Raw genomic sequence first — 18,601 nt, 5'->3', positions numbered from 1 at the left:
GCTATAAAGATCCTGAGATGAACTCAGGATGACAACCGGATTAAAACAAATTCTATCAAGCGATCGTTCCCGCCGGAACGTTTGGTGGTGTTTCGACATTAATAGTTTTTCTATCCCTGCGAAATAAACCTGATTGTAATGAAAAGCACGCAAACGAGGAACGAGTGCGGACTTGTAATGGAAAGCAGGGCTGAATGAAGCCAAGAACCACTGCCCTTGCTTTTCAAAAAAACAGCTAAAAAATTCCCTCTCCAGACTTACGAGCCCCTACTCCCGGCCTTTCAGACTTCGGAAGTCGCCCGCTATTTATCTTCCATCATCATGCATCGTATCACCATACGGATTAGCATGTGCATAATCTACCGCCGAAACCTTATAATCGGTTGGGGCAAAACTCGCCGAAGTGCTCAGCGCCATGCCCAATTCGTAACGTGTTGGGTAAGGTGTTTTTAACAAGCTGCCTGCCGGGATATATGGAAAACTCTCCAAATAACTCTGCATTACACTCGGACTCACCCTCCTATTGATATACGCCCTGCTTAACTGGTGTGTCTCTCTTAAACCTGCTGCACCCAATAATTCTACCGCACTGGCTACGGTTAAGTTATGGAAGTTTTTAACCCGAACGGTTTTATCTTCTACCACAAGGCCTTTCATTAAACTCTGATCCTGTGTAGCTACGCCTGTTGGGCAGGTATTACTATTACATTCCAAAGCCTGAATACAACCTAAAGCGAACATCATTCCGCGGGCAGCATTACACATATCGGCACCAAGGGCTATATTTTTAACCAGGTCGAAACCTGTTGCCACTTTACCCGAGGCGATAATTTTAATGTGTTTTTTCAGATCAAAACCATTCAAAACATCGTATACAAAAGCTACACCTTCGCGCAAAGGCATACCTACCGAATTCGAAAACTCCTGTGGGGCAGCACCTGTTCCGCCTTCGCCACCATCAACAGTAATAAAATCAGGATAAATACCGGTTTCTACCATGGCTTTACAAATGGCATAAAACTCGCTTTTACGACCGATACACAATTTAAATCCTACGGGTTTACCGCCCGATAAATCGCGGAGTTTCTTCACAAACTCCAATAAACCGATCGGGGTATTAAATGCCGAGTGAGCGGGTGGCGACAATACATCTTTACCTTCGGGCACTAAACGGATCCTGGCGACTTCTGGTGTTACCTTACTGGCTGGCAGCATCCCACCGTGACCAGGTTTAGCACCTTGCGAAAGTTTAATCTCGATCATTTTTACCTGGTCGGTTTGTGCCCTTTCAGCGTAAGCATCATAATTAAAGGTACCATCGGCATTACGGCAACCGAAATAACCGGTACCAATCTGCCAGATCAAATCGCCACCTGGCTGACGGTGATAATCGCTGATTCCACCTTCACCCGTATTGTGTGCAAAGTTGCCCATTTTAGCACCACCGTTTAAAGCCAGAATGGCATTCTGACTTAATGAGCCAAAGCTCATGGCCGATATATTATAGATACTCGCAGAGTAAGGTTTCTTACAATCCGGACCGCCGACCATAACACGTGGATCTAAGTTTAATTCGTGGTGAGAAATGGCCGCAATACTATGGCTTAACCATTCGTAGCCATTATCGTAAACATTTAACTGCGTTCCGAATGGAATGGTATCGTTATCTTTTTTAGCACGTTGATAGATTAATGAGCGGTTTAACCTGCTGTAAGGCGTACCGTTCGTATCGCTCTCTACAAAATACTGGTAAACTTTCGGCCTCAATTCTTCCATAAAGTATCTTAAACGGCCAAAAACCGGATAATTTCTTACGATACTGTGCTTGGGCTGATATAAATCGTATATACCAAGAATTACAAAAGGACCTGTAAAAATGAATGTCCACCACAAAAAGGGATGATACAAGCCCAACATAATGGTTAGGGCGATTAAAAATGCGGCAATCGCGACGAAAGCTTTTCTCATGTTGTTATTGTTAAGTATGATACCTGCACTGTAAAAGGATAATTTTATTATCCTCTACTTTGTAAACAAGTCTATGTTCTAAATTAATCCTCCTCGACCACCATCCAGAATATTGATGTTTTAGTGGTTCAGGTTTCCCGGTACCTTCAAAAGGTGTACGTTCGATTTCTTTTATCAAAGCATTTATTTTCTTCAGAACCGATTTATCAACCGATTGCCAATAGAGATAATCCTCCCATGCACCATCGAGAAACAATTTAATCATTATCGATCAAGTCTTGCTCCTTGGCTAAACCATCCTCATAATCTTTTAGTCCCTGCTCAAGTCTAATTGCATTTTTTGGGCTTTTTAACAAATAAAAAGTTTCCTGCATACTATCATAATCTGCTTTAGATAGCACAACAACATCTTCTCCTTTTGCCCGGGTAACAAATAAGGGGGTATGATTTGTAAAAACCTTATCTAAATAAGACTTTAAACTTTGTCTGAATGAGGTGTAATTTGTGATTTCCATAGTACTTCTTAATAATCTTCAAAATTAAAGATAATAAAAAAACTGTACAATTATTTGTACATATTTAGAATGCTTATGATTAATGTTATTTAAACAACAAACGTATTAATTTGTTATTTTTACGCTATGCTTATTAAGATCTATCCAGAAAACCCCAACGAAAGAGCCATTGAACAAGTTGTTGAAGTGTTAAAGAAAGGTGGCCTGATCATCTATCCTACCGATACCATTTATGGTTTGGGCTGCGACATTACCAATCCGAAAGCGATCGAAAAAATTTGCAGAATACGTGGCATAAAACCTGAAAAGGCCAATTTCTCTTTCATCTGTCACGATTTAAAGCACATTTCGGATTACATTAAACCGATTGATAATACCACATTCAGGGTGTTAAAAAAAGCTTTACCAGGACCATTTACCTTTATTTTCAATGCGAACAACAACGTACCCAAGCTATTGAGTTCCAATAAAAAAACGGTGGGTATCCGTGTGCCCGATAACAACATTGCCCGTTGTATTGTAAAAGAACTGGGTAACCCTATCCTATCTACTTCGATAAAGGATGATGATGATGTAATCGAATATTCTACTGACCCGGAATTGATCCACGAAAAATACGAAGACCTGGTCGACCTGGTAATCGACGGCGGTTTTGGCGATAATGAAGCCTCTACCGTAATCGACTGTACAACAGGCGAGTTCGAAGTGATCCGCGAGGGTAAAGGAAATATAGAAGAATATTTGTAAGCTTATTATCGTGTAAGCCAGATCGCCTATTTTACAGGCCTGTTAGATTGCTTTTTTTTGGAAGTGACGGTTTCAGTTCCCTGTGGCGGCCTCCAGCCCTGCTTTACACTTCAAGTCCTCCCCGATTAAAATCGGGATGCGGGCTTTCCGTTTCAATCAGGCTTAGTAACAAAGTGGGCTCTCCGAAGATGAATATTTAGTGCTTAAAACAGGTTGTATCCTATTTGTAATTTCATTCGAATTTGTCGGATTGCATTGTATCGTGCGGGTTTTAGGCACCATGCTGGCTTGCTTATCCGACATTAGGTCCAAGCCTTTCAGTTATGCCTTTGCGTTTGTTGTTTTAATGGCAGGCATGCTTTCGCTGCGCTCAGGTTTGTTACTTTTTCATCAAGGAAACCTGCGAAGCAAGCTTGAAGGCCTATAAAAACATATACACAACTGAAAAAAGCAAAAGCCCTTCGGTGGCTAACCGAGGCAAGCCTAAGCCTGGAGCAAAACCTCCCCCAACCCCTCCTGAAGGAGGGGAGTTCCCACCCATAGCTTTAAAACCCAACGATACAAAGTCCTCAAAGACAACAATACCGCTTCCCACCTGTGCGGGATCCGATAGCTATCGGATGACGACCGTATTATAGCGAGCGCCCTAAACCCCTATCGGCCTATCGGCACCTTTCCCCTGAAAGGGAAAGGACTAAAGAACAAATTACCGCACCCTGCATTGTGCACCATGCTATCGGCCTAGCAAATTTTCTTAGTAAGAATCAGGTCCAAAGATCTCTCCTCCAAAGGAGTTCCCCTGGAACACTGCGGTCGAGATGACGACCCGACATACCCCTCATAGTTTCAGCGTAATCAATCTACGGATGCCTGTCTCTGCACCTTACAATATGCTACATGCGATCTGCACCCTGCTATCCGGCCTAGCAGATTTTCGTAGGAAAAAGCACGGAAATCTGTGCACTTCCCCTCATTACCCCACAGCCCAAGGCAGGATCAAGCGGGAGCGGTGGGATAAGTAAGGGCAAGAGCCTCGATACTGCCGCAATTAAGATTTCCGTAGGTTTTTACAAGAATTGCGCAACAATCTTTTATACCTATAAAAAACAATACGATCACATAAAAAACGGATGCAAGCCTTGATTTATGCCTTGGTGTTTGTTGTTTTTAAAGGTAGTCATGCTTTCGCTACGCTCAGGTTTGGTTACCTTTTTATCAAGAAAAAGGTAAGAGCCCCTCGGCGGCGGTAGACCTGTACCGATTTCTATCGGTAGCCGAGGCAAGACCGAGCCTGGAGCAAAACCTCCCCCAACCCCTCCTGAAGGAGGGGAGTTCCCACCCATAGCTTTAAAACCCAACGACACAAAGTCCTCAAAGACAACAATACCGCTTCCCACCTGTGCGGGATCCGATAGCTATCGAATGACGACCGTATTATAGCGAGCGCCCTAAACCCCTATCCGCCTATCCGCACCTTTCCCCTGAAAGGGAAAGGACTAAAAAACAAATTACCGCACCCTGCATTGTGCACCATGCTATCTGCTCCCTGCTATCCGGCCTCGGAACTGATGGAAGGAGAAAACGTTAAAGCTTTTGCACCTCCTTTCAACCTACCACTACCCCGAGGCAGCACGCCCTCCCCGATCCTTCATCGGGGGCTTGTGCTGGCGACCCAAAAAGCTTTGACGAATTTATCCGACATCAGTTCCAAGCCTTTCAGTTATGCCTTGTTATTGTTATTGTTTAAGGTAGGCATGCTTTCGCTGCGCTCAGGTTTGTTACTTTTTCATCAAGGAAAAAGTAAAAGCCCTTCGGTGGCTAACCGAGGCAAGCCTAAGCCTTGAGCAAAGAATAGCGACCGCTTTAAGGTTCCCGCCTGCGCGGGATCCGATAGCTATCGGATGACGACCGTATTAAGAATAATGCATAAATGAAGGTAGTGGTTAATTACGCAGAGATCCTTCGCGCCTCAGGATGACAGAAAATTGTTTAGAAGCAAAAACCACGGAGCCACTGCCGTATCAATGCTCCGGTCGGGATGTTGCCGATTTGTAGTATCTGTCAATGATCGTACAGTCGACTATTTAAGCCAAAACACCAAAAAAAAGCACATTAACGTCTGAGGTATCAAAAAATTACCCCATATTATATTTATTTTTCCACATTTTACCGAATTAACACTAAGTTAATCTGATCATAAGGCAATTGCATATACATTTGTTGTAAACAAAACTTATTATATGAAAAGACCTTTACTTCTCATTTTATTTTTTCTGGTTTTCTCGAATTATTTATCTGCCCAGGTTTCATTAACGGCAATAAATACCGCTAAAACAGAAAATTTTGACGGCATGACGGCAACCGGGACTGCAACAGTTGCCGGATGGAGCGCCGTTAAAGCCGGTGGCACAAGCGGCGCAGCCGTTGGTTCGGCCTTATCATTAACGGTTTACACCGCTTCATCAAATGCTGGCGCTGCTTACAACGCAGGAACAGCCGGGGCGGCCGACCGTTCGTTAGGAAGCCTGGCTTCTGGTTCATTGGTACCAAGATTTGGTGCCGGATTCCAGAATAACACCGGAACAACTGTAACTTCAATCGATTTATCGGGTGTGATGGAACAGTGGAGAAGCGGTTCAACAGCTACGGTTAACGAAAAACTAAATTTCGAATACAGTTTCAATGCCACAGGTATTGCCGATGCATCGGCCACCTGGCTGCCACTTACCGGCATGGACCTTAACGAAAAGTTAACAACAACTACCGCAGCCGCTGGTGTTGATGGAAACCTACCTGCAAATCAAACGGCTATTTCTGGAAGTATTACCGCCGTTACCTGGGCAAATGGTGCTACATTTTACATCCGCTGGACAGATACCGATGATTCAGGAAGCGACGGTATTTATGCGGTCGACAATTTTAGCATCACCCCAAAAAGCGGCGGGCCTGCCACACCGGTTTTATCAACATCGCCAACAGGTTTGGCATTTGGAAACCAAACGATAGCAACAAATTCTACTGCACAGAGTTTTACTTTAAGCGGCAGCAATACCACAGCCAACACCAATGTGACCACAACTTTACCTTTTACGGTATCGAAAGACAACAGCACTTTTAGCACAGCCATAACCTATAGTACTTCTGAAGTTTCAGCTTCGCCAACGGTTTATGTGAGATATAGTCCAACTGTTGTTGGTCCATCTTCAGGCAACGTTCAGATTTCGAGTACCGGAGCAACTTCCATCAATGTTACCCTTACAGGTACCGGTGTTGGAGGCGACGTTACTCCGCCAATTACTGCAGCAACTTACCCGAAAACCACAACAGTTACCACTACCTCAGTCGATTTTGTGAACAACATTAACGAGGCAGGTACCACCTATTATGTTTTGGCCCTTTCAGGAGGTACTGCGCCAACACCTGCACAGGTGAAAGCCGCACAGGATGGAAGCGGATCTGCAGCTTTAAAATCAGGATCGTTTGCCAATACCGCCAATACCGATGCCAGTGCATCCATCACCGGTTTAACAATCGGCACCGGGTATACCTTATATATAGTGGCACAGGATGCAGCCGGCAATTTACAAACCACAGTTGCCACGGTTAATGCCTCTACTGCTAATCCTCCTCTGGTAAGCGCACCCATAATCATCAGTCAATATTACGAAGGCACTTCTGTAAACAAATGGATCGAACTGACCAACCTGAGCAATGCACCGATCAATACCGCATCACCACAGTTAAAATTGGCTTTATACAATATTTCGGGCGATGCGGGTAACATCAACATCACTGGTACACCTTCACAAACGGTAAACTTAAACTTTACCATTCCGGCCCATGGCTCCGTACTTTTGGGCAATACGGGCAACAGCAATACCGAAGTGCCTTACCTTAGCTCTTCCAGTGCCATATTAAACAGCAATACCGTAATCAACTTTAACGGTAATGATGGCGTGGCCCTTTTAGATGCCAATAACAACATTATCGATGCATTCGGGCAGGGTGTTAACGCCAAAGATGTTTCTTATGTAAGAAGTTTGAATGTAACCGCACCTAGTCCTACTTACGTAGACGACGATTGGACCAGAACACCACTGGCTACCGTTCAAAATGCCATAGATGACGACGATGCCAATAAATTAGGTGTACATTTCCCGCCTAACTTACCTGCCTGCGCTGCGCCAAGCAGCCCGGCAACCGCATTGGTTTTTAGCGCTGTAACCACAGGCAGCATCACCGCTACTTTCACTAAATCGGCCGATGCCAATGAATACCTGATCATCAGAAGTTTAAATGCTACCTTGAGTGCACTTCCGGTTGATGGTACCGCTTATGCCATTGGTTCTTCTTTTGGTGGGGGTACGGTAATCAATAAAATTGTAAGCAACACCTTTACCGATAACAATTTAAACAGTTCTACTACTTACAACTATTTTATTGTTCCGTTAAACAACCTTTCGTGTACAGGCGGACCAAAATATTTAACCACCAATATTTTAACCGCAGCACAAAGCACTAAAACCTTATTGCCCTGTGCCACTCCAACCGCACAGCCTACAGGTTTTACCATTACGTCTGCCAACTATAACTTTATCCAGGCTTCTTTCACAGCCGCTGGCGCAGCTGATGAATACCTGGTGGTAATGAGTACCAGTAACACCTTAACCGCAGCACCGGTAAACCAAACGGTTTATAATGTAGGCGATGCTTTAGGTGGTGGTATCGTGGTAAAAAGAGGAACGGGCACCTCATTTATCAGAAATGGTTTAACCCAGAACACCAATTATTACTTTTTCACCTATGCAGTAAACAGTGCCTGCAGCGGTGGTCCTTTATATTTAACCGCACAGCCGCTTTTAGGAAACTTTAAAACCGGTATCCTCGATGTAAACAAACTCAATTTCTACTATGGGAACCTGCACAGTCACAGCAGTTATTCTGACGGAAATAAAGACGATTTAACCAAAAAACCGGAAGATGATTATGCTTTTGCCAAAACGGCGATGAACCTCGATTTCCTTGGGATATCAGAGCATAACCATACACAGGCCGGCATGTCTTTAGCCAACTGGCAACCGGGTATCATTGCAGCCAAAAATGCAACCACTTCTACTTTTGTTGCGCTGCACGGTATGGAATGGGGCGTAATCAGTGGTGGCGGACACGTAATTGTGTACGGCATCGATTCACTGATCGGCTGGGAGCCCGGCGAAAACCAGATTTATGTACCTAAAAGTACTTATACCGGACCAGCGGGTTTATTCAGGATCATTAACCGCCATGGTTTAAATGCCGTAGCTACTTTGGCTCACCCTAATACAACCGATTTTAACAACATATCGGCCACATATGATTTAAGTGCTGATAGCGCTATTGTAGGTGCGGCCTTAGAAAGTGGTCCTGCGTTTTCAACCAATGTTACCTATTCCGATCCCGCCAGCTCAATGAGCTATTTAAGCTATTATAACCGCATGCTGGCTAAGGGCTATCACCTCGGTGCAAGTATTGATCATGATAACCACAATTTAACCTTTGGTAAGCACACCCGTGCCAGGTTAGTGGTATTGGCTCCTGCCCTTACCGAAAACGATTTATTGGATGCCATTAAAAAGATGCGTTTTTATGCTTCACAAGATTCGGCAGCCAAAGTGGTTTTCACCATTAACAAGCAACCGGTAGGCAGTGTTTTTAAAACCGCCGGTGCACCACAGATCTCGGTAAGTTCGATTACCACAAGTCCGGTAACCAGCATCCGGATTTTATACGGAACACCTGGAAGCGGTACCAACCCGGTAGAATTAACCACCAGCCCAACCGCAAGTTTAACCTATACCGATAATGCACTGGCCAACCTGGCCACAGGCTATTATTATGCTGATATTGTAGAAGCCGACGGAAGCCGGATCATTACCTCGCCCATATGGTACACCAGGGATGATGCTACCGTTAAGAAAGACCAGAATATTACCTTTGCGCCTACAAGAACTGCTACTTACGGCGACCCTGATTTAGTTGCAGGAGCGACCAGCGATAATACCGCCATTAACATTACTTATACCAGTAGCGATACCAATATTGCCACCATCAGCAATAACGATATCCACATTGTAAAAGCAGGAACGGTAACCATTACGGCCAATCAACCGGGCGATACTTTCTTTAACCCGGCAATTGCCAAACAACAGGTATTAACCATTGCGCCTAAAACCATTACGGTAAATGCAGATGCCAAAACGAAGCTAGAAGGAACAGCTGATCCCGCATTTACCTATGTTTCCAGCCCTGCATTAATCGGTACCGATGCTTTTACAGGCGCACTAAGCCGTGTGGCGGGCGAAACCGCAGGCGATTATGCCATTCAACAAGGAACGCTGGCTTTAAGTAGTAATTACACCATCAACTACAATTCTGCCAATCTTCATATTAATGCCAAACCTGTTGCCGCGCTAAGTGCCAGTGTTGCTGTTCCACAAAATGCCACTGCTCCGGTTATTACCTTTATGGCAACAGCAGGTACAGCACCGTTTACATTTACTTATAACATCAATGGCGGCAGCAGCCAAACGTTAAAGGCAACAGGCAATACCGCAACAGTAACGGCACCAACCAATGTGGTGGGCACGTTCGTTTACACCATCACCAACATTGCCGATGCTTTTAGTGCACAAGCACAAAATGTTTCAACCACGGTAACGGTTCGTCCTTTACCGGTAGCCACCATTGCAGGTAACACATCCGTATGTAACTTTGGTTCATCACCAAACATTACCTTCACAGGCTCGGTTGGCACAGCACCATATACCTTTACCTACAGTATTAATGGAGGTAGCAACCGTACGGTAACTACAAGTTCAACCACGGCAACGGTTAGCGTACCAACCAATTCAACAGGTACATTTACCTACAATTTAGTAAGCGTAACCGATGCTTATGCCACCCAAACGCAAAGCGGAACAGCTACAGTAACGGTAAATGCCCTGCCAGTGGTTTCCATCAGCAGCAATAAAGGTTTATCGATTTCTAAAGGCGACGCCATCATTTTAACGGCTACCGGCGGTACGCAATACAGCTGGACAGGCTCAGATATCGTTAGCGGCCAAAGTACTGCTGCCTTAACCATCCGACCGAAACAGAGCGGTACTTACCGTGCTACCGTAACCAATGCAAGTGGCTGTGTGAGCGATCAAAGCATTGCCATTACCGTAATAGACGATTATAAACTCGAAGCCAGCACTGTAGTTACACCTAATGGTGATGGTTATAACGATAAATTCATCGTAAAAAACATCGATTATTATCCAAACAATACCTTAAAAATATTCGATAAGGCCGGGCGGATTTTATACACCAAACATACCTATGCCAACGATTGGGATGGAACCATAAACGGCAGCCCTTTAAACGAAGGCACCTACTACTACATCATCGATTTAGGTAGCGGCATCGGTACATTTAAAGGTTTTATCAACATCATTAGAGACTAATTACAGACATGAGAGCAATTACAAAAAACATAAAGCAAATGCGTCGCGTAACGTTTCTATTTGCTGCAGGCATATTATTTTCAGGTTCGGTTAAAGCACAGATCCTTCCGTTAAATGCACAATATTTCCAGAACCGTTACCTCGTTAACCCCTCAATGGCGGGTATAAACGAAGGTTTTAACATCAACGGAAGTTTCCGCAAACAATGGTCTAACATTCCCGGCGCCCCCATTACACAAAGCGTAACCCTAGATCAGCAGGTGAACAAAGTAGGCTGGGGCGTGAATGTGTACAACGAGAAATCGGGCGGTATCCAACGCACCAAAGCCGTTGGAACCTTTGCTTACCACCTTCCGCTAAACAGCGATGACCAGAAATTAAACTTCGGGATCTCTTTTGGCGCAAGTCAGGATAAACTGGATTTAAGCAGTGTCAGGAACAGCGATATTAACGATCCATCCATCGCCCGTTTTAATGATCGCGGTTATTACCTGGATGGCGATTTCGGGATCTCTTATACCTCGAAAGGCTTAACTGTTGAAGGTGCCGTGCCCAACATGCGTTCCGTTTTCAGAAAAGACGATTTAAACTTTGCCGACAAACCCACATTTTATTCGGCGGTGAGTTATAAGTTTATGTTGGGATCGGGCATTAACGGAATCAGCCTCGAACCCAAAGGTGTTTTCAGGGGTATTAAAAATTACGATAACCTATGGGATGCCGGTTTAAATGCAAATTTTGCCAACGATAAATTATATGTAATGGCGATGTACCACAATACCCAGAACGCCACCTTTGGTTTCGGCATGAACTACAAATCGACCTTATATTTTATGGCTTATTACAATACTGCAACTTCAGCCATCAGTGGTTATACCGATGGCGATTTTGAAGTGAATATCAGGGTAAATATCGGCAAGAAGCCTTAATTTAAACGACTGTCGTCATCCGATAGCTATCGGATCCCGCGCATGCGGGGATCTTAATGCAACAAGACGAAAAGCCGCAGATTTAAGTATCTGCGGCTTTTCGTTTTATATGAATACAACAATATACCCCCCTATCCGCCTATCGGCACCTTTCCCCTAAAAGGGAAAGGGCTAAAAAAAAATTACCGCACCCTGCGATATGCTCCATGCAATCTGCATCATGCTATCTGGCCTAGCAGATTTTCGCCGAAATAAGCATTGAAATTCTTGCACTAACCCCACAGCACCTCACAGCCCAAGGCAATATACAGTCCCGATTTTTCATCGGGGCCTCCATATTGCCGCAATAAGAATTTCGATAGCTTAGTTCAAGAAAAGATGCAAGCCTTGATTTTTGGTTACCTTTTTATCAAGAAAAAGGTAAGAGCCCCTTCGGCGGCGGCGAGCCGAGGCAAGCCCATGCAATGGACAAGAAAATAGCAACCGAATTAAGGTTCCCGCCTGCGCGGGATGACGATCGTACTATCGCTTATAACCACCCCCAACCCCTCCTTGAAAATAAGGAGGGGAGCTCCCACCCTTAGTTTTAAAAAATCATCTATTTAGATTTCCTCACAAAAAACTTCCCCTTCCCCCTTCATTTCACTACTTTTACCTTCATGGCGAAACTCATCAACCTGGATACTTTTAAAAGATTTTTCCGTTCAGAACAGATCGGCGGATTTATATTGTTAATCTGCGTTGCCATTTCCCTGATTATTGCCAATTCATCTGCTAAAGATGCTTTCATCAGTTTCCTCGAAATTAAACTGGGTTTCGGCCCTGTAAACTACAGCATCTTAGCCTGGATAAACGACGCCTTAATGGCCATATTTTTCTTGCTCGTAGGACTCGAAATCAAACGCGAACTCGTAGAAGGCGAATTATCTTCCTTGAAAAGTGCAGCCTTACCCGTAATTGCAGCACTGGGCGGCATGCTCGTGCCAGCATTAATTTATGCCCTGTTTAATAAAGGTGAAGCCGCCGCATCAGGCTGGGGCATCCCCATGGCAACCGACATTGCCTTTGCCCTCGCCATTATCGCTATGCTCGGTAAAAGCGTACCCACCAGTTTAAAAATATTCCTGGCTGCATTGGCCATTGTCGACGATCTTGGTGCCATCCTCGTCATTGCGATTTTTTATACCCACCAGATCCATTTCGAATACCTGGCCATGGCCGGGGGCATCCTCATTCTTTTAGGACTAATGAATTATTTCGGCGTAAAGAAACTGGTATTCTACCTCATCCCTGGCGTATTCCTTTGGTATTTCATTCACCACTCGGGCATCCATGCCACCATTGCAGGGGTACTGCTGGCTTTCACCATCCCCACCAACGAAACGGATGAAGAATCGCCTTTAGAAAAACTGGAGCATTTTTTAACCACCCCGGTCAACTACATCATTATGCCCATTTTCGCTTTGGCGAATACCAATATCACTTTCCAGAAAGAAATGCTCGCCGGACTGGTTTCACCCCTCGGACTGGGCATTATAGTAGGTTTATTCGTGGGTAAAACCATTGGTGTAACCTTTTTCAGTTGGCTCGCCGTCAAATTAAAATGGGCCAATCTCCCTACTGGCGCCGGCTGGAAACACGTATTGGGTTTAGGCATGCTCGCCGGAATCGGCTTTACGATGTCGATCTTTATTGCCCTGCTCTCTTTTAGCGATGCACTGCACGTTTCAGAAGCAAAGTTTGCGATACTAACGGCCTCGATCCTATCTGGCGTGGTGGGTTTTGTGTTTTTGAAATCGGCGAAGAGGGATAAAGCGAATATTTAACCGCAAAGGACGCAAAGTTGAGCGCAAAGAACGCGAAGAACAAGCGTTACTTTTTAGCGCCTTAAACCCCTATCCGCCTATCGGCACCTCCCCTGAAAGGAAAAGGGCTAAAAAAAAGTACTGAGCCCTGCAATATGCTCCGTGCTTTCTGCACCATGCTATCCGGCCTAGGAAATGATGGAAGGAGAAAACGTTAAAGCTTTTGCACCTCCTTTCAAATTACCACTACCCCGAGGCAGCACGCCCTCCCCGATCCTTCATCGGGGGCTTGTGCTGGCGACCAAAAAAGCTTTGACGAATTTATCCGACATCAGATCCAAGCCTTTCAGTTATGCCTTAGTGTTTGTTGTTTTCAACGGCAGGCATGCTTTCGCTGCGCTCAGGTTTGTTACTTTTGGATCAAGCCAACCTGCGAAGCAAGCTTGAAGGCCAATAAAAGCATAAACAAAAACTGAAAAAAGTAAGAGCCCCTCGGCGGCGGTAGACCTGTACCGATTTTTTATCGGTAGCCGAGGCAAGTCCTAGTAAGAGGCAAGAAATAGCGAGCGCATTAAGATTGCTTCGTACCTCGCAATGACGATAGTATTATAGCGAGCGCCTTAACCCCCCTATTCGCCTATCGGCACCTTTCCCCTGAAAGGGAAAGGGCTAGAAAAAAAGTACCGAGCCCTACAATATGCTCCATGTTATTTGCACCCTGCTATCCGGCCTAGGAAATGATGGAAGGAGAAAACGTTAAAGCTTTAGCACTTCCTTTCAACCAACCACTGCCCCGAGGCAGCACGCCCTCCCCGATCCTTCATCGGGGGCTTGTGCTGGCGACCAAAAAAGCTTTGACGAATTTATCCGACATCAGATCCAAGCCTTGATTTTTTGTTACTTTTTCATCAAGGAAAAAGTAAAAGCCCTTCGGTGGCTAACCGAGGCAAGACTGCGCAAAGGACTACAATTCTCATTCTGAACGCAGTGAAGAATCTCAGTAAAAGATCCTTCGTGCCTCAGGATGACAAACTTCAAACGAAATGGCACACAATTCCTAGCGAGTGCTTTAAGATTCCCGCCTGCGCGGGAATGACGGCCGCATTATAGCGAGCGCCTTAAGCCCCCTATCCGCCTATCGTTTTCAAACCTTCCGCTTTACCCCTCGTGCTATTCTCTTCGAATAAGAGATAAACCTTGCGTTTTGGATGCCGAACTTAAATCAACCAGGTAAACTATTCCCCTAACAGATTTTTATGTTTTACGCCCCACTTTTCAAGTTCATTAATAATCGGCCTCAATTCGAGGCCAATGGCGGTTAGTTCATATTCCACCCGTAGCGGGACCTCGGCGTAAATGGTTCGCTTAACAATTTTATCTGCTTCTAATTTGCGTAGCTGTAAGGTTAACATTCGCTCGGTAATATTTGGCAAACGTTGTTTTAACTCTCCGAATCTGAGCTTACCGTTCATTAACCACGAACAGATCACCAAAGCCCATTGCCCGCCGATAATGTTTGCAGAATAAACTTCTAAACACTCATCAGCTAAAGCTTGTTTGTTAGCATAGTTGGTTGAGGTTTCCTTGATCTTAGACATACTTACATTTTTTATAGTACCTTACAATTGGTCGCTAATTTACAAAATAAGCGATTATGCATCTATTTTTGCGCTTTATAATCATCAAAATCCGTAAAAATGAAAACATTAGTCGTTGTAACCCATCCCGATATTAAAAGCTCCGTAATCAACAAACGGTGGATTGAAGAATTAAACAAATACCCCGAGAAATATGTAGTCCATCAACTGTATGAGGCCTATCCAGATGAAAAAATTGATGTATTGGCAGAACAAAAGCTGGTTGAACAATATGATAAAATTGTATTTCAGTTTCCCTATTATTGGTTCAATTGTCCCTCACTTTTAAAAAAATGGATGGATGAAGTACTCACTCATGGATGGGCCTATGGCAGCAAAAGCGGCTATAAATTGTCTGGCAAGAAAATCGCCCTGGCCATTTCATTGGGCGTTGAAGAACACGAACTGCGTCCATCAGAAAAGTATAAATATACATTAGCAGAATTAACCCGTCCGTTCGAACTTTCTTTTGAATATGTAAAAGCCGATTACCGCCCTCTGTTTGCTTATTATGGAATGGAGTATAACACATCGGAAAAATGGGTAGAAAAGAGCGTTCCCTTGTATTTAGATTTTTTAGATTCGTTGTAAAGATTAAGCGAATATTTAACCGCTAAGAACGCGAAGTGAAAATGACTGAAATCTATCTCGAATTCATTTTGGTGTCGTTCAGAGCAAGGTTAATACCGATAAGAAGTCTCGTATAAAAATTTCGTCATTGCGAGAAGGCTTTTTCAGCCGACGAAGCAATCTATATAGCAAGGATCACTAGCATGATAGATTGCTTCGTCGTTCCTCCTCGCAATGACGATACAACGCCCCCCTCAAATCTCCAGATGAATCAATCTACTCATGCCTGTATCTGCACCCTGCTATCCGGCCTAGGATATGATGGAAGGAGAAAACGTTAAAGCTTTTGCACTCCCTTTCGAACTACCACTGCCCAGAGGCAGCACGCCCTCCCCGATTTTTCATCGGGGGCTTGTGCTGGCGATCCAAAAAGCTTTGACGAATTTATCCGACATCAGATCCAAGCCTTGATTTTTTGGTCCCTTTTTCATCAAGGAAAAAGGACTAGCCACGGCGGCAATGAGCCGAGTCAAGGCCGAGCCAGGGACAAAGAATACCAACCGCTTTAAGGTTCCCGCCTGCGCGGGATCCGATAGCTATCGGATGACGACCGGATTAGAAAGTTTCACTATAGATCATTCTTTACGAATAACTAAGCACCGTAACCAAATCAGTCTTACTTGATCATCACCTTCTTCCCACTCTTTGCAGACATTTTAGCCGCTTCTAAAATTTTAACCACAATCAAATTATTCTCTAAAGAAGATAGGTCATTTTCAGGTACAATTTCTTTTCTCAATACCGCAGCCAGGTAGCCTAAACTACCGGCATAAGCCGGTGCAAGTGCTTTGGCCTGATACACCTTATAATCAGCCTTACCATTTTCTTTTAAACGCAACTGCCGATCGTTCACCGCCTGTATATAACCTGTTTTCCCGAATACTTCCAGATCCTTAATACTGAAAGGCCAGTTCCACGACGCTTCAATGATTCCTGTCGCATCCGGGTACTCCAGCAAAATTGTGGCATCGTCATCTACTTTCGGGTAAATGGCAGGTTTAATCTGATGGGTAATGGCCGACACAGAAATTGGCGCCCTGCCATTCATCAGCCAGGTCATTAAGTTAGCGCCATAACAGCCAAAATCGACCAGTGCACCTGCCCCGTTTTTAGCCGGATCGGTTAGCCAGCTCAAAAACTCTTTGCTCACCCCAATTTCCTTTGGTCCCTGGTGCCCGTCATGCACAATCATCTTCCGCACCTCACCAATTAAATTTTGTTCTTTTATATTCAGGTAAGCTTCCTGGTTACTCGGATACCAGGTGGTTTCATAATTCGTCAGCAGATGGATGTTGTGCTTTTTCGCCAGCTGAACCATTTTCTCTGCATCTTTAACCGTTGTGGCCAGGGGCTTTTCCACCATTACAGCAATGCCCAGGGGCGCAGCTGCCTCCACCACGGCCAAATGATCGCTGATGGCATTATAAGCCAGCACGGCATCGGGTTTACGTTTTTGCAATAAAGCCGGCAGGTCATGGAAAAATAAGCTATCGGCCAGTTTATACCGTTGCTTAAAACGCTGTATCAACTCCGGATTACTTTCTGCAATACCGATAATGTTCACCTCTCCCTTCTGATAACTGTTCATAATCAGGTAAATGTGATCATGATTCAGTCCCGCCACGGCAACATTCAGTTTGGCTTGCTGCGCCTTCGCTTCAAAAAAAACTGCAAATGTGGCCAATAATACAAATGCAAACTTCCTAATTGGTTTATGGCTCATTGTTAAACGTTTTATAAGGTATGATTAAGGTAAGCCAAGGTAAAAATTAATTCAACAGAAGCTTCAGGCACATAAAAATATTACAAATTTAACGGCATGAAACAAGTTTAACAGCATGTTTAACCGCAAAGGGCGCAGAGGGTAAGCGCAAAGCACGCGAAGTAAAATCAGTCGTCATTTCGATCCGATCGCTATCGGATGGAGCGTAGTCCGAACGTTCGGGAGAGAAATCTTTGAACGATGTTAAAAGATCTCTCCACTGCGGTCGAGATGACGACCCAACGTCCCCCCTTATAGTTTCAAAAAAAATCAATACATGAACACTATTTCCGCACCATGCGATCTGCGCCACGCTATCCGGCCTCGCAGATTTTCGCAGGAAAAAGCACGGAAATCTTTGTAGCCCCCCTCATACCCCATAACCCAAGGCAGGATCAAAGCGAGAGCGGTGGAATAAAGCAAGGGCTAAGAGCCTCGATGCTGCCGCATATAAGATTTCCGTAGCTTTTTTCAAGAATTGCGCAGCAATCTTTTGTACCTATAAAAAACAATATGATCACATAAAAACGGATGCAAGCCTTTCAGTTATGCCTTTGTGTTTGTTGTTTTAACGGTAGGCATGCTTTCGCTGCGCTCAGGTTTGTTTCTTTTGGGCCAAGCGAACCTGCGAAGCAAGCTTGAAGGCCTCTAAAAGCAAAATCACTGCTGAAAAAAGGTAAGAGCCCCTCGGCGGCGGTAGACCTGTACCGATTTTCATCGGTAGCCGAGGCAAGACTGCGCGAAGGGCAAGAAAGAACCCCTATCCTCCTATCGGCACCTTTCCCCTAAAAGGGAAAGGACTAAAAAACAAATTACCGCACCCTGTAAGATGCCACATGCTATCTGCACCCTGCTATCCGGCCTAGGATATGATGGAAGGAGAAAACGTTAAAGCTTTTGCACTCCCTTTCGAACTACCACTGCCCAGAGGCAGCACGCCCTCCCCGATCCTTCATCGGGGGCTTGTGCTGGCGACCAAAAAAAGCTTTGACGAATTTATCCGACATCAGATCCAAGCCTTGATTTTTGGTTACCTTTTTATCAAGAAAAAGGTAAGAGCCCTTCGGCGGCGGCGAGCCGAGGCATGCCCGGGCAATGGGCAAAGAATAGCGACCGCATTA

General features: G+C 44.7%; 11 protein-coding genes. 5 read left to right on the top strand and 6 right to left on the bottom strand.

The window, feature by feature from the left end; translation table 11 throughout:
• Positions 1 to 306 precede the first annotated feature (306 nt).
• From ACN9MR_RS05635 to ACN9MR_RS05625, 3 genes are read right to left on the bottom strand one after another with little or no spacing between them, the layout of a single operon-like run.
• On the bottom strand, positions 307 to 1,968 hold the full coding sequence (locus ACN9MR_RS05635; RefSeq protein ID WP_426328629.1) for an FMN-binding glutamate synthase family protein: 1,662 nt from the start codon (positions 1,966 to 1,968) through the stop codon (positions 307 to 309).
• A 10-nt stretch (positions 1,969 to 1,978) separates the two neighbouring features.
• Positions 1,979 to 2,233 carry a Txe/YoeB family addiction module toxin gene (locus ACN9MR_RS05630; RefSeq protein ID WP_029275821.1) on the bottom strand — a complete coding sequence of 85 codons (255 nt, stop codon included), beginning with the start codon at positions 2,231 to 2,233 and terminating at the stop codon, positions 1,979 to 1,981.
• A complete protein-coding gene (locus ACN9MR_RS05625; RefSeq protein WP_426328628.1) occupies positions 2,226 to 2,483 on the bottom strand; it encodes a type II toxin-antitoxin system Phd/YefM family antitoxin in 258 nt (85 codons plus the stop codon). The genes ACN9MR_RS05630 and ACN9MR_RS05625 overlap by 8 nt, the downstream gene beginning before the upstream one ends.
• Before the next feature lie 126 nt (positions 2,484 to 2,609).
• On the opposite strand from ACN9MR_RS05625, the gene ACN9MR_RS05620 reads away from it, so the two are divergent.
• Positions 2,610 to 3,230, top strand: coding sequence for an L-threonylcarbamoyladenylate synthase (locus tag ACN9MR_RS05620; RefSeq protein WP_167293758.1), 621 nt, complete (start codon positions 2,610 to 2,612; stop codon positions 3,228 to 3,230).
• Positions 3,231 to 4,345: 1,115 nt separating this feature from the next.
• On the opposite strand, the gene ACN9MR_RS05615 is transcribed toward ACN9MR_RS05620, so the two are convergent.
• Entirely contained in the window at positions 4,346 to 4,573 is a 228-nt protein-coding gene (locus tag ACN9MR_RS05615) for a hypothetical protein (protein WP_426328627.1), read from the bottom strand.
• 897 nt (positions 4,574 to 5,470) lie between these two features.
• Between ACN9MR_RS05615 and ACN9MR_RS05610 the strand changes: the two genes are divergently transcribed.
• From ACN9MR_RS05610 to nhaA, 3 genes are all read left to right on the top strand, one after another.
• Positions 5,471 to 10,717, top strand: a complete 5,247-nt coding sequence (locus ACN9MR_RS05610; protein WP_426328626.1) for a CehA/McbA family metallohydrolase — start codon at positions 5,471 to 5,473, stop codon at positions 10,715 to 10,717.
• An 8-nt stretch (positions 10,718 to 10,725) separates the two neighbouring features.
• Entirely contained in the window at positions 10,726 to 11,646 is a 921-nt protein-coding gene (locus ACN9MR_RS05605) for a PorP/SprF family type IX secretion system membrane protein (RefSeq protein ID WP_426328625.1), read from the top strand.
• Between the two features lie 659 nt (positions 11,647 to 12,305).
• Entirely contained in the window at positions 12,306 to 13,472 is a 1,167-nt protein-coding gene (nhaA, locus tag ACN9MR_RS05600) for a Na+/H+ antiporter NhaA (protein WP_426328624.1), read from the top strand.
• Between the two features lie 1,214 nt (positions 13,473 to 14,686).
• On the opposite strand, the gene ACN9MR_RS05595 is transcribed toward nhaA, so the two are convergent.
• Positions 14,687 to 15,049, bottom strand: a complete 363-nt coding sequence (locus tag ACN9MR_RS05595; protein WP_426328623.1) for a winged helix-turn-helix transcriptional regulator — start codon at positions 15,047 to 15,049, stop codon at positions 14,687 to 14,689.
• A 99-nt stretch (positions 15,050 to 15,148) separates the two neighbouring features.
• On the opposite strand from ACN9MR_RS05595, the gene ACN9MR_RS05590 reads away from it, so the two are divergent.
• The gene (locus ACN9MR_RS05590) at positions 15,149 to 15,679 is read left to right on the top strand and encodes an NAD(P)H-dependent oxidoreductase (protein ID WP_426328622.1); all 531 of its coding nucleotides are present in this window, start codon (positions 15,149 to 15,151) and stop codon (positions 15,677 to 15,679) included.
• A gap of 655 nt (positions 15,680 to 16,334) precedes the next feature.
• Here the strand turns inward: ACN9MR_RS05590 and ACN9MR_RS05585 are convergent.
• A complete protein-coding gene (locus ACN9MR_RS05585; RefSeq protein WP_426328621.1) occupies positions 16,335 to 17,441 on the bottom strand; it encodes a Gfo/Idh/MocA family protein in 1,107 nt (368 codons plus the stop codon).
• Positions 17,442 to 18,601: the final 1,160 nt, after the last annotated feature.

Source organism: Pedobacter sp. R-06, from assembly GCF_049913135.1.
Lineage (GTDB): Bacteria > Bacteroidota > Bacteroidia > Sphingobacteriales > Sphingobacteriaceae > Pedobacter.
Note: the sequence above shows the minus strand (reverse complement) of the source record. Positions and strands in the feature narration are given on the sequence as shown.